Annotated in this window: 13 protein-coding genes; 10 read left to right on the top strand and 3 right to left on the bottom strand. The window is 41.7% G+C overall.

Features of this window, described 5'->3' with window-relative positions; translation table 11 throughout:
• Positions 1-36 precede the first annotated feature (36 nt).
• A complete protein-coding gene (gene lpxL, locus MTF66_RS27475; RefSeq protein ID WP_248529257.1) occupies positions 37-963 on the bottom strand; it encodes an LpxL/LpxP family Kdo(2)-lipid IV(A) lauroyl/palmitoleoyl acyltransferase in 927 nt (308 codons plus the stop codon).
• A gap of 107 nt (positions 964-1070) precedes the next feature.
• Positions 1071-2411, bottom strand: coding sequence for an outer membrane channel protein TolC (gene tolC, locus MTF66_RS27470; protein WP_058586583.1), 1341 nt, complete (start codon positions 2409-2411; stop codon positions 1071-1073).
• 150 nt (positions 2412-2561) lie between these two features.
• Here tolC and MTF66_RS27465 point away from each other — a divergent pair, with 150 nt between their 5' ends.
• The 10 genes from MTF66_RS27465 to MTF66_RS27420 all read left to right on the top strand — a co-directional run bounded on the left by MTF66_RS27465 (position 2562) and on the right by MTF66_RS27420 (position 13043).
• Positions 2562-3194, top strand: a complete 633-nt coding sequence (locus MTF66_RS27465) for an NUDIX domain-containing protein (protein ID WP_055197686.1) — start codon at positions 2562-2564, stop codon at positions 3192-3194.
• A gap of 9 nt (positions 3195-3203) precedes the next feature.
• On the top strand, positions 3204-3662 hold the full coding sequence (locus MTF66_RS27460) for a DUF1249 domain-containing protein (protein WP_055021209.1): 459 nt from the start codon (positions 3204-3206) through the stop codon (positions 3660-3662).
• Entirely contained in the window at positions 3649-4431 is a 783-nt protein-coding gene (locus MTF66_RS27455; protein ID WP_248529256.1) for a metallophosphoesterase, read from the top strand. The genes MTF66_RS27460 and MTF66_RS27455 overlap by 14 nt, the downstream gene beginning before the upstream one ends.
• Positions 4416-4976 carry a YqiA/YcfP family alpha/beta fold hydrolase gene (locus MTF66_RS27450; RefSeq protein WP_248529255.1) on the top strand — a complete coding sequence of 187 codons (561 nt, stop codon included), beginning with the start codon at positions 4416-4418 and terminating at the stop codon, positions 4974-4976. Before MTF66_RS27455 ends, MTF66_RS27450 begins: the two co-directional genes overlap by 16 nt.
• A gap of 33 nt (positions 4977-5009) precedes the next feature.
• Positions 5010-6899: a DNA topoisomerase IV subunit B gene (gene parE / locus MTF66_RS27445; RefSeq protein WP_248529254.1), complete on the top strand. Its 1890-nt coding sequence runs from the start codon at positions 5010-5012 to the stop codon at positions 6897-6899.
• Between the two features lie 52 nt (positions 6900-6951).
• Positions 6952-8052 (top strand): sorbosone dehydrogenase family protein, encoded by a 1101-nt coding sequence (locus tag MTF66_RS27440; protein ID WP_058586580.1) that lies wholly within the window; start codon positions 6952-6954, stop codon positions 8050-8052.
• Positions 8053-8062: 10 nt separating this feature from the next.
• Positions 8063-10360, top strand: coding sequence for a DNA topoisomerase IV subunit A (gene parC, locus MTF66_RS27435; RefSeq protein ID WP_058586579.1), 2298 nt, complete (start codon positions 8063-8065; stop codon positions 10358-10360).
• A 165-nt stretch (positions 10361-10525) separates the two neighbouring features.
• Complete coding sequence (locus tag MTF66_RS27430) at positions 10526-11212, top strand: 1-acylglycerol-3-phosphate O-acyltransferase (RefSeq protein ID WP_374237593.1); 687 nt, start codon at positions 10526-10528, stop codon at positions 11210-11212.
• Positions 11212-11547, top strand: coding sequence for a ribonuclease E inhibitor RraB (rraB, locus tag MTF66_RS27425; protein WP_054562721.1), 336 nt, complete (start codon positions 11212-11214; stop codon positions 11545-11547). The genes MTF66_RS27430 and rraB overlap by 1 nt, the downstream gene beginning before the upstream one ends.
• Positions 11548-11825: 278 nt before the next feature.
• Positions 11826-13043 (top strand): HD-GYP domain-containing protein, encoded by a 1218-nt coding sequence (locus MTF66_RS27420; RefSeq protein WP_054562720.1) that lies wholly within the window; start codon positions 11826-11828, stop codon positions 13041-13043.
• On the opposite strand, the gene MTF66_RS27415 is transcribed toward MTF66_RS27420, so the two are convergent.
• Entirely contained in the window at positions 13003-13326 is a 324-nt protein-coding gene (locus tag MTF66_RS27415; RefSeq protein WP_054562719.1) for a hypothetical protein, read from the bottom strand. The two genes, MTF66_RS27420 and MTF66_RS27415, sit on opposite strands and share 41 nt — an antisense overlap.
• Positions 13327-13599: the final 273 nt, after the last annotated feature.

Raw genomic sequence — 13599 nt, 5'->3', positions numbered from 1 at the left:
AGCTTTATAAAACCATACAAACGGTAAAATGTCACTCTACTTGTAATAAGAAGGTGCATTCTTGTCAGGGCGAGTTTTAAAGCGACGATGTAACCACATATACTGCTCAGGCGCTAAATCGATAGCTTGTTCCATACGCTGATTTACGTGGGTAACGTCTGCAAGGTCATCGCCACTTGGGAAGTTTTCAAGTGCAGGTAATACCTCTAGATGGTAGCGACCCTTTTCATCACGACGACTTGTTAAACTCACTGTTTCGCAGTTACGGCTACTTGAAAATAACAGCGTTCCCGTTGTTGTTGCTGCTTCTTTTACCGCATAAAATGGCGCAAATTCGCAGCGGTTACGGCCGTAATCTTGATCTGGCAGGTAGTAGCAAACCTTTTTATTTTTAAGCGCTTGCAGTAAGCCTTTAACATCTTTTTTGCCAATTAAGTATTCGTTAGAACGAAGACGACCGTTAGTCGTGAAATATTCCATTAAAGGGTTGTTATGCGGTCGATAAAAGCCAATACCTTGGTGTTTTACACCCATGATACGGCTCGCCATTTCTAGGTGTAAAAAGTGTGGCACAAGTAACAGCACACCTTTACCTGATTGCTGAGCTTTTTCAAAGTGTTCTAGGCCTTTAACAGAACCAAACACTTTATTGATTCGCCACTGGGGCCACCACCAAGCCATGCCGGTTTCCATCATTGCAATACCGGTATTTTCCATATTCTTACGAACTAGTTCGCGTTGTTCATGCTCTGGCATATCAGGAAAACATAAACGAATGTTTACCTCAGCAATATGGCGACGACGTTTCATAAAACGGTGTACTAAACGGCCCAGCAGTTTTCCAAGCGCTAGTTGTAATTTATGTGGTAACCAAGAGATAAGATATAAAAAGAACACGCCAATCCAAGTTAACCAGTAACGAGGGCCTAAAAAAGACGCTTTAAAAGGAGATGAACTAACCACAAAAAAATCTCTAAAAATAAAAAAGCTAGTTTAACTGTATGTCCTTAAAAACACAAAAAAGCCAGCACGAGGCTGGCTTTACAATAAGGACTTTATAGAAGAAATGCTTAGATTTCTTTTAAACCTTGGTTAATTGCAACAAGGTCTTCGCTAGTTAGTGTACCAGCAGCTTGTTTCAAGCGTAGTGTTGAAACAACATAGCGGTAACGAACGTTTGCTAAATTACTTTTTGCATTGTAAAGGTTTTGCGTGCTGATCAGTACGTCTACGATAGTACGTGTACCAACTTCAAAGCCTGCTTCAGTTGCTTTAAGCGCACTTTCAGCAGAAACAACAGCTTGTTGTAGCGCTTTATAAGTAGCAATGTCAGACACTACTTGGTTGTACGATGTGATAACCGAGCGAGTTACTGCACGTAAGCTTGCTTCTAAATCTTCACTTGCCGCAACATAGAAAGCGCGTGCTTGATCTGTCGCTGCTGTTGTTGCACCACCTGAGTAAATAGGTAGGCTGAAGTTAACACCAATACTTGTACTATCTTCGCGTGGTTGGTGTGAGTTGCTGTTTAGATCCGTTAGGCTGTCTCCGTATGAAGCGCTTAATGTTAGCTTCGGATAGTGACCAGCTTTTGCTAAATCGATTTGATCTTTAGCAATATCAACCGTTACTTTTGAAACTTGCAGATTTAAGTTTTGGTCTTTTGCAATTTCAATGTAGTCAGTTGACTGCTTTTTAGGTGCAACTGTTGAAAACGTTTCAGTATTCAACATGTCTAATTTCGCGTGGTATTTACCAGTGATTTCGCGAAGTTGCTCACGCGCTGTTTCAACACTGTTCTTAGCAACGATTTCTTGTGCAACAGAGTTATCGTACTGAGCTTGCGCTTCGTGTACGTCAGTGATTGCAGTTAAACCTACCGCATAACGCTCTTTAGTTTGTTGCAGTTGGCGCTCGATGGCACGTTTTTCTGCTTGAACAAACTCAAGGTTATCGATTGCGCTTAATACATTGAAGTAACCCTCTGCAACACGAACGATTAAGTCTTGGCGTGCAAAATCATACTGAGCGTTTGCTTGTAATGCTTGTTTATCTGCAATACCCAGTGAATTCCATGCACCTAAATCAAACAGTGTTTGGCTTAAGCTAATACCACGGCTAAATTCATCAGGCTCGTAGTCATATCCTGTATAACCCGTAGCATCATTACCCTCGTAAAGATCTGATTTGGTTGATTGGTAACCAAGACTTAGACCAATTTGTGGTAATAGTGCACTTAACGCGCGATCGCTCTCATAGGCTTGTGCATCTGCTTGGGCTTTTGCTTTAAGTACGGTAGGATCGTTTGCTGTCGCAATCTCGTAAACTTGTAGTAAGTCTTCAGCATAACTAGCTGTTGCAGTCAGTGCGCTTGAAAACCCGATCAGCGCAGCGAGTAGTGTTTTTTTCATTGTTCGTTCAGTCCTTAGACAATTTTGTACTGTGACCATGGTACTCTTTTTTAATGAATAACCAAAAAAAAATTACGTAAATCTGCATGTCCAAGTGTAACAGAATATAATTGGCCGTAACATTTACTTAAAACGCAAAGGAAATAGTGAATGAAAATATCAGCAATCTCACAATTTAATCATGATGACATAGAGTTAAAGCCGATTGAGCGTGTTTATGATGGTTTCTTTAAAATTAATACTTACCGCTTTCATCATGCATTGTTTGCGGGTGGTAAATCAGTAGAAGTTAAACGCGAAATTTTAGAGCGCGGCCATGCTGTTGCTGTACTTCCTTATGACCCTGCGACTGACCAAGTTTTGTTAATCGAACAAATCAGAATTGGCGCGCTCGCATCAAAACAGTCACCTTGGCTACTTGAGTGTATTGCAGGCATGGCAGATGGCAGTACTGATTATGAAGATGTAGCGAAGCGCGAAGCGTTCGAAGAAGCGGGAATTGAGCTTAACGAGCTAGAATTTATGATGTCGTATCTTTCAAGCCCCGGCGGCACTACGGAGCGTTTGTATTTATATTTAGCGCGCACTGACTTGGCAGGGTATCAAGGCGGTATTTTTGGCCTTGATAATGAAGATGAAGATATCAAAACCCATGTAATGTCATACGATGAAGCTATGCTGCGCCTAGAACAAGGTGAAATAGATAATGCAGCGACAGTTATCTCATTACAGTGGTTAGCACTGAATAAGCAACGTATACTGTCTGATTGGAAAAACTCATAGGGGGTTATTTTGTCGTACGTCAGTGCCCAGCAGCGTTATATTCAAAGCTTACCTAAGTACTTAACTTTGTGTGAGCATAATTACGTGCGTGCGCTAAAGCTATTACCCAATGAGCGCCGTATAGGTCAGGAGCGAAAGGTACAATTAGGGCACAGCACTTTTGCGGTTAAAGTTGACGATACAGCAAAATACACCACAGATATTTCTATCAAACAAGAAGCCGGTAATTTGCCTTCGGTTAAGCCTTTGTATTTAACGGTACGTATGTATCATGATGCGAAAGTCGCTGAAATTGTGCATCATGATTTTCATCAGCGCATCAAGCCTTCCTATGCTTACCCAAATCCGAATATGCATCAAAAAGATGAAAAATATCAGCTTAACGCCTTCTTATATGACTGGCTGGTGGCTTGTGTTGAAAACGGCCGAGCAGTCTTAAATTGGGATGTAAATAATGGCTTGGTTTAGTAACGCCTACCATTTTGATAAATCAGCACTGAAAGTTGCTCATATCACTGATTGCCATTTATCAAAAGACACAACGGGTGAATACTTTAACGTGAATACGGCAGCGTATTTTGGGCGCTGTTTACAGGCTATTGCTGAGCTCGATGTGGATTGTGTGGTATTTGGTGGTGATTTAACACAAGATCACAGCACTGAGTCTTACCAGCTTTTTGCTAAATTAATAGCAGACTCAGCGCTGAGTTGTCCGGTGTTTTGGTTGCCGGGTAATCATGATGAACTTGCCGAGTATGAAAAGCTTACAAGCCCGCAAATTTTTAACAATAAACGCATTACCTTTTTAGGTGGGCAGCTGCTGTTGGCAAACTCAAAAGGCCCGACGCCAGCAGGTTGGGTAACACAAACGCATTTAGATGAATTAAGCCAAGCGGTAGGGCAGGTACCTAGCGTGGTGTTTTGTCATCATAACCCGCTGCCTATTCAAGCCTACTTAGATAAACATATGCTAGAAAATGGCCCGCAGTTTTTAAATACCTGTGTTAATACTGAGCAGTGTGTGGGGGTATTTCATGGTCATGTGCATCATGAGTACAGGCAAAATTACCGTAACCTAAGTGTTTATGCGACACCGGCCAGTTCAATACAGTTTACCAAGCACACTATGGCGTGGCAGCAAGAGGATTTAGGCCCCGCATTTCGACTCATCGACTTAATAATTGATGAGCAACAAAACTTACTGTTAAGCACGGATGTAGTATGGCTAAACGAGTAATTTATATTCATGGCTTTAATAGCTCTGAGCAATCTTACAAAGCCGTTCGTTTTGGTGAGCACATGGCGCAATTTGATGTCGATTATAAGGTGCCGCGATTAACTCATGAGCCATTACATGCAATTTTACAATTAGAACAACTGCTAAATGATGATACTGTATTACTAGGTAGTTCATTAGGCGGTTTTTATGCGACCTATTTGTCGCAACGTTATTCGATACCTGCGGTGGTTATTAACCCTGCGGTTCGCCCATTTGAGTTACTCGATAACTATTTAGGGGAAAACTATAACCCGTATCAAGACAGTCACTATGAACTTGGTACTCGTCACATGGATGCATTGCGCAGTTTATATTTGCCGCAATTAGACACCCCTTCATTGATTTATTTGCTACAGCAAACGGGCGATGAAGTACTACCGTTTCAGCAGGCGGTTAAATATTATTCTCAGTGTAAGCAACACGTTGAATTTGGAGGCGATCATAGTTTTATCGGCTTCGAACAAACCTTTGCAAGTATTGTAGATTTTCTTAAAATCACGTAAAACATAGCTAAGCGCATAAAAGATATAAAAACTATGAGTCAGCAAAATTATAACGCCGAAGCAATTGAAGTCTTAAACGGATTAGAGCCCGTAAAACGCCGCCCAGGTATGTACACCGACACGGTTCGACCTAACCATTTAGGCCAAGAAGTTATCGATAACAGTGTCGATGAAGCAATGGCTGGTCATGCCACAAAAATTGATGTCATCCTTCATGAAGATAACTCTCTTGAGGTTATCGATGATGGCCGTGGTATGCCGATTGATATTCACCCTGAAGAAGGTATTCCAGGTGTGGAGCTTATTTTTACCAAGCTGCACGCCGGTGGTAAGTTCTCTAATAAAAATTATCAGTTTTCCGGTGGTTTACACGGGGTAGGTATTTCGGTTGTAAATGCGCTATCGACTCGTGTTGAAGTCACTGTGCGCCGTGATGCGCAGCAATTTCGTATGGCCTTTGAAAACGGTGACAAGGTTGAAGACTTAAACGTCATTGGCACTGTAGGTAAGCGTAACACAGGTACAACCGTGCGTTTTTGGCCTGATGCCAGCTATTTTGACTCAGCTAACTTTTCTATCACTAAGCTTAATCACTTATTAAAAGCCAAAGCGGTATTATGCCCAGGCCTGCGCATTAAGTTTACTAACAAGCAAACCAAAGAAAGCCAAGAATGGTATTACGAAACTGGCTTAAAAGATTACCTAGTTGAAGCAGTTAAAGGTTTTGAAGTATTACCAAAAGTGCCATTTATTGGTGACTTTTCAAGTTCAACAGAAGGCGCTGACTGGGCTGTTGTATGGCTACCTGAAGGCGGTGAATCAATCGCTGAAAGTTATGTAAACTTAATACCTACTGCACAAGGCGGTACGCATGTTAATGGTTTACGCCAAGGCTTACTTGAAGCTATGCGTGAATTCTGCGAATTCAGAAACTTATTACCGCGTGGTGTAAAGCTAACGCCAGATGATATTTGGGAGCGCTGTAGCTACGTATTATCGGTTAAAATGCAAGACCCACAGTTTGCTGGCCAAACAAAAGAAAAGCTTTCATCTCGCTCATGCGCTGCGTTTGTATCTGGTGTGGTAAAAGACTCATTTAGTTTATGGTTAAACGAGCATACAGAAACGGCAGAATTATTAGCTGAGTTATGTATCTCAAATGCGCAGCGCCGTTTACGTGCTGCTAAAAAAGTTGTGCGTAAGCGTGTTACCTCAGGCCCTGCATTACCGGGTAAATTAACTGACTGTAGCGCCCAAGATAATGACCGTACGGAACTGTTTTTAGTAGAGGGTGACTCAGCGGGTGGCTCAGCAAAACAAGCGCGCGACCGTGAATTCCAAGCAATTATGCCGCTGCGCGGTAAAATCTTAAATACTTGGGAAGTTGAATCTGGGCAGATTTTAGCATCGCAAGAGGTGCATGATATTTCTGTCGCTTTGGGTATTGACCCTGATTCAAGTGATTTATCTGGTCTGCGTTATAACAAGATTTGTATCTTGGCCGATGCTGACTCAGATGGATTGCACATTGCTACCTTGCTTTGTGCGCTGTTTGTTCGCCACTTTCCATCGCTTATCAAACAAGGCCACGTGTATGTAGCTATGCCACCGCTATTTCGTATCGACATTGGTAAAGAGGTTTATTATGCCCTTGATGAAGAGGAAAAGAACGGTATTTTAGCGCGCATTGAAGCAGAGAAAAAACGCGGTAAAGTCAATGTACAACGCTTCAAAGGCTTAGGTGAAATGAACCCATTACAATTACGCGAAACCACCATGGATCCTAATACGCGTCGTTTAGTGCAATTAACTTTAGACGAAGAAGAGCAAACCATGGAAATGATGGATATGCTACTTGCGAAGAAACGTTCGTCAGACCGTCGCCAATGGTTAGAAGATCACGGTAACCGCGCAGAAGTTTAATAAAGGGTGTAGCAACTTAGTTGCTAGCAAAGAATTAAAGGGCAAGACAAAAATGAAAAAACTACTGACCTCATTATTATCGCTGAGCTTGTTATCAGCGCCTGTAATGGCAAAAGATATTCTTGATAAATTAACAGTTGCTGATGGCTTTTCTATAAGCCTGTTTGCCGATGATGTTGAAAACGCGCGTCAAATTGCGGTATCAAAAAGAGGCATTGTTTACGCAGGTTCGCGTAAAGCAGGTAATGTTTATGCACTGATTGACCACAACAGTGATGGTGTAGCAGATAAAAAGATTGTGATTGCTACTGGCCTTGAAATGCCATCAGGTTTAGCAATTAAAGATGGTGATTTATATGTGGCTGAAGTGTCACGTATCATTCGTTTTAAAGACGTAGACAAAAACCTTAAAGATCCTAAATTTGACGTGGTATACGACAAGTTTCCAACTGATCGTCACCATGGTTGGAAGTTTATTAGTTTTGCGCCAACCGGTGAGCTAATTGTGCCAGTGGGTGTGCCATGTAACATTTGTGCGGAAGACGACAAATACGGCCGTATCTTCTCGCTAGATGTGGATACAAAAGAAATTAAAACCATCGCCAAAGGTGTTCGTAACTCAGTTGGTTTTGATTATCACCCAACAACGAATGCATTTTGGTTTAGTGATAACGGCCGTGACATGATGGGTGATGACATGCCACCATGCGAAATTAACCGTGTTGGTGAAGGTGAAGAGGGCGCGCATTATGGTTTCCCTTATGTTCACGCTGGTGCGATTTTAGATCCTGAGTTTGGCAAAGGTAAAAGTATTGCTGACTACAAATCGCCAGCCCTTGCACTTGGTGCTCATGTTGCTCCTCTAGGTATTCATTTTTATAACGGTAAGCAGTTTCCTGCTAAATACAAAGAGCAGCTTTTTGTTGCTGAGCATGGTTCGTGGAACCGTAGTAAAAAATCAGGCTATAAAGTGATGCTAGCAAATGTTGAACAAGGTCGTATTACTAATTACACCCCGTTCATCACAGGCTTTATGCAAAACGAAGAAACATTTGGTCGCCCAGTTGCATTTGCAGAGCTTGCAGATGGCAGCTTATTGATCTCAGACGACTTTGCTAATGTGATCTATCGCGTTAGTGCTAAGAAAAAATAGGTAAGCGTTAATGAGTGATACAGATACCTTGCTGATGCAAGGCGTAGAACAACAAACAATGGGGCGCTTTACTGAAGACGCCTACTTAAACTACTCAATGTACGTCATCATGGACCGTGCCCTACCTCATGTAGGTGACGGTCTTAAGCCTGTACAGCGTCGTATCATCTATGCAATGAGCGAACTGGGGCTATCGGCGCAAGCAAAATACAAAAAATCAGCCCGTACCGTGGGTGATGTACTGGGTAAATACCACCCCCATGGCGATAGTGCTTGTTACGAAGCGATGGTGTTAATGGCGCAGCCGTTTTCTTACCGCTACCCGCTGGTGGACGGTCAAGGTAACTGGGGTGCTGCTGATGATCCTAAATCATTTGCAGCAATGCGTTACACCGAAGCGCGTTTATCTAAGTTCTCAGAAGTTCTGCTAAAAGAGCTGGGTCAAGGCACTGTCGATTGGACCGCAAACTTTGACGGTACACTTGATGAGCCAATGGTGTTACCTGCGCGTTTACCACACATCTTACTTAATGGTGTAACGGGTATTGCAGTAGGTATGGCAACCGATATCCCACCACACAATGTGCGTGAAGTTGCCAGTGCCTGTTGTCTATTACTTGATAAGCCAAAGACAGAAATCGAAGAGTTGCTTGAGTTAGTGCATGCGCCTGACTACCCAACAGAAGCTGAGATCATCACACCGAAAGACGATATTCGTAAGATTTATCAAACCGGACGTGGTTCTATCAAGATGCGTGCAATTTACACTGAAGAGCAAGGTGACATAGTGATCACTGCGCTTCCTCATCAGTGTTCAGGTGCAAAAGTACTTGAGCAAATTGCAGCCCAGATGAATGCTAAAAAGTTGCCAATGGTTGCTGATTTACGTGACGAATCTGATCACGAAAACCCAACTCGTATCGTGATTGTACCGCGCTCAAACCGCATTAAAGCTGAGCCACTAATGGCACACTTATTTGCAACTACAGATTTAGAAAAGAACTACCGCGTAAACTTAAACATGCTTGGCCTTGATGGTCGTCCGCAAGTTAAAGATTTACGTAGTATCTTAACTGAGTGGTTAACGTTTCGACGTGAAACGGTTCGCCGTCGCTTACAGCACCGTTTAGATAAAGTATTAGCTCGCTTACATATTTTAGAAGGTTTATTAACGGCCTTCTTAAATATTGATGAAGTTATCGAAATTATCCGTACTGAAGATAAACCAAAGCCTGTATTAATGGAGCGTTTTGGTTTAACTGATATTCAAGCGGAAGCGATTTTAGAGTTAAAACTACGTCATTTAGCAAAACTTGAAGAGTTCAAGATTAAAGGTGAGCAAGATGAGCTTGCCCTTGAGCGTGACAAGTTAGAGCAAACGCTTGGTTCAGAGCGTCGTATGTCGACCTTGATGAAAAAAGAAATCCAAGAAGCGGCTGAAATGTATGGCGATGATCGTCGCTCTCCAGTTGTTGAACGTGTTGAAGCGAAAGCGCTAAGTGAAAAAGACCTTATCCCTTCAGAGTCAGTGACCGTTGTGTTATCTGAAAAAGGTTGGGCACGTGTTGGTAAAGGCCATGATTTAGATGTTGAAGGGCTAAGTTATAAGTCAGGTGACAGCTATAAAGCCTCAGCGCGAGGTAAGAGTAACCAGCCTGCAGTGTTCTTAGACTCAAGTGGTCGTGCTTTTGCTACTGATGCACACAGTTTACCTTCAGCTCGAAGCCAAGGTGAGCCAATGACAGGGCGCTTTAACCTAAGCGCAGGAGCCAACTTTGAGCATGTGGTGATGGCAGAAGACAACCAAGTGTTGTTAATGGCCTCAGATGCAGGTTATGGTTTTATAAGTGACTTTAAAGACCTGGTGAGTAAGAACAAAAACGGTAAAGCGCTGGTCAGTGTTCCTAAAGGCGGTGAATTACTCGCGCCAATTAGAGTAACTGACGTAGCAACAGATTACTGTATGGCAATTTCTAACGAAGGCCGCATGTTGTTATTCCCACTGCGTGATTTACCTAAACTTAGTAAGGGTAAAGGAAATAAGATTATTTCTATCCCAAGTGCGAAAGTACAAGCCCGAGAAGAGTTTGTAAAAGTACTGGCTGTGGTGCCTGCGGGCAGTAGCGTAACCCTACATGCAGGTAAACGAAAACTAACACTGAAACCGGCTGACCTTGAGCATTATCATGGTGAACGTGGTAGACGAGGTAATAAATTACCCCGTGGTTTGCAGCGTGTTGATGAGGCTGTAGTCGAAGTGACTCAAACAGATGATAGTGATGAGTCGCCAAGCGAAGTAACAGAGTAAAAACCAGAGGCCTGCAATTGCAGGCCTTTTTATTGTTAAAACGTTATGAAATTTTAAGCGTACACATGTGCGCTTAAAGCTATGGAAATGGTATTTTTCACGTTATAATGCGCGCTGATTAGTACGAGGAGAATTCGTTTGTTAGCTATTTTTCGCATAATTTTCATGGCTTTATTTATCATTTTAAGCTGTTTTTTTGGGCTGCTTTTATGCATAGTGAAGCCGTTTCATACTAATAACGTGCATATTATTTCGGGTTGGTTTTGCAAGGTAGCTAAAATTTTAGGTGTCAAACTAGAGCTTAAATATCACGAGACTCCAAAAAATATTGGTCCTGCTGTCTATGTAGCAAATCATCAAAATAACTATGACTTATTCACTTTACCTGCCATGGTGCCAGAGAACTGCGTAAGCCTAGGTAAAAAAAGCCTTAAATGGATCCCGTTTTTTGGTCAGTTGTATTGGTTATCGGGAAATATCTTAATTGACCGTGCTAACCGATCAAAAGCGGCAGGCACAATTTCTAAATCAGCTGAGAAAATAAAACAAAAAGGTCTATCTGTTTGGATGTTTCCTGAGGGTACGCGAAGCTATGGTCGTGGTTTATTACCTTTTAAAACAGGGGCATTTCACACAGCAATGAGTGCTGATGTGCCAGTAGTGCCAGTTTGTATGAGTACAACGCACAAAACTATTAAGCTAAATCGCTGGGATAATGGTACAATTTACCTCGAAATGTTAGCGCCGATTTATCTTGATAAAGACGTATCTGCTCGTGACCATGCTTCACATGTTCATCAGATTATGGCTGCTAAAATAACTGAATTAGATGCTCAAGTGAGAAACAAATAATGGAAAATTGGCGCGAAATTACTGAAGACATCGTTACTTCATTACTTGAAGATGGCTCAGATCCTGAAGTACTTTATGAAGTGGAACACCACTTTGTTAGCGAAAATTTTGAAAAGTTAGAGCAAGCCGCTTTAGCCGCTTTTAAACTAGGTTACGATGTTGAAGAGCCAGCAGAACTTGAGCTAGAAGACGGCGAGAAAGTGTGGAGCTTTGACGTGGTTGTTGAGTGTGAACTTGAAGTAGAAGCGATTATGGAAGACGTAGACAAGCTAGAAGCACTCGCTCAGCAAACCGACGTTGAATACGACGGCTGGGGTACTTACTTTCAGGAGTAAAGTTAGCAAGTTGCTAGGGATAGGAAGTTAGCAAGTTTCAAGAGTAAAGTTAGCGAGTTTCTTGAGTCGTTAGCTAAGCGATTCTAGCTTTACTCTTTCTAACTTTTCCCTAGAAACTTCCCCCTTTCTGACTTTCCCCTTTCTAACTTTCCTCTAGAAACTTCCCCCTTTCTAACTCTTCTCTCATACCTATTTCGTATTCGCTACCCAATCTATAGACATTTGTAATCAATTAGCGATAATAAAAAACTCGATGTTTTTATGCGCTAAGCTCACATATGCTTATTACCTTACCCATTGCCGAACTTGTACCAGGGATGTTTGTTGACAGTGTCAGTAAGCAACAAGAGCATGTAAATAGTATTAAAATCAAAACACGTGGTTTAGTGCGTGATAAAACGATTATTCAACGCCTGATCTCAGAAGGGGTTGAAGAGCTTCTCATCGACTTTACACAAAGCGATGTTGCACTCCCTAAAAAATACCAACCAAAGCCTGAACCAGCTAAACCTAAGGTTGAACAAAAACCTGCAGCTAACGAAGCACCACAAGGGATCACGGTTCAACAAGAATTTTTAAAAGCCAGCGTGCATTACGAGCAGCACAGCCGAAAATTGCAAGGTTTCTACTCAGATATCACATCGGGTTTAAAGATGAATGTAGCTGTGCTTGATGATATCGCCGTTGATATAGTCAGCTCGGTATTTCGTAATCACAATGCCTTAACTATTTTAACTCGCCTTAAAGATAAACATATTTATAACTGGCGGCACATGATCAACACCGCTATTTTGGTGAGTGTGTTTGCTAAGTACCTAGGTTACAAAGAAAAGACAATTAAAGAGCTGGCAATGGGTGCATTGATGCACGATATCGGTCAGGCGAAAATGCCACAAGGTGTATTGTCAAAACCTAGTGCCTTGAACGACAACGAAATGCAAGTTGTTAAAAAGCATGTCGCGCAGAGTTTAGGTTTAGTGAAAGGTGAAAAGGGCATTACGCCGTTAATGCTCGATATGATAGTGAATCACCATGAGCGTTTAGATGGTACAGGTTACCCTCGCGGTATTGCAGCTGAAAAGCTGAGCCGTGCAGCCCGTATGATGGCAATCGTTGATGTTTATGATGCTATGACTGCAGACAGGCCTCATCAAATGGGTGAAGAGCCAATCTCAGCGCTGCGTTATTTACTTGCCAATAAGCAATTGTTTGACTCTGAGTTGGTGCAACGCTTTATTAAATGCCTAGGGGTGCACCCTGTTGGAACGATTGTGAAGTTGAATAATGAGCGCTTGGCGTTAGTGATGGAAGGTAACCACGAAAACCCAATTAAGCCGAAAATAAAGATCTTCTATAATGCCAAGCATAAGCATCATATTACTGCCAAAGATGTCGATTTAAGCGTAGAAAAAGAACTAAAAATTATTGCGAGCATTAAGCCTCTAGATTATCAGCTTAATTTGGCTCGTTTGTTAAAAGAGCATCTGCTTGTTTAGACTTAACACAGCGTTTTTTGGCACTGCGTTTTGCTGAAATAAATGCACCACTAAAACAACTCGTCATTAATACCAACCACAGCAATGTGCCTTTTTCTACATGTAAGGCCACACAACATAACAGTAGTGATAAAACAGCACTCAGCATGGCGCCTAGCCAATAGTGATTGACTGGGTTATCGCAATCACCCGCTTTAGTGCACGCGCAATAATTTGCTTTACAAAAATAATGAACACTCACACCACATAACATCAGTGCCGCAATAATCAATGCGATTTCCATACTCAAACTCAACAGTAAAACCTTTATTTTTAGTCTAAAGGGACAAGAAATAGATGTCAATGCAAATGATAATTACTACCGTTTGTTGTTTTTGTAATCAGAGCTCTGATGAGTTTTAATAAGTTGTTATCTTGTTGTTAAAATGCGGGTTTTTTACCTATTTATAACGAAAAATTACAGTTTTTTGATCTTAATTAAGGTAATGTTCGAAAGTTTGTAATCATTAGAATAAAACATCTAATACCAACATACAGCGCTAATCTTTTATGCTTA

The sequence above is a fragment of the Pseudoalteromonas sp. 2CM39R genome (assembly GCF_023161845.1).
Note: the sequence above shows the minus strand (reverse complement) of the source record. Positions and strands in the feature narration are given on the sequence as shown.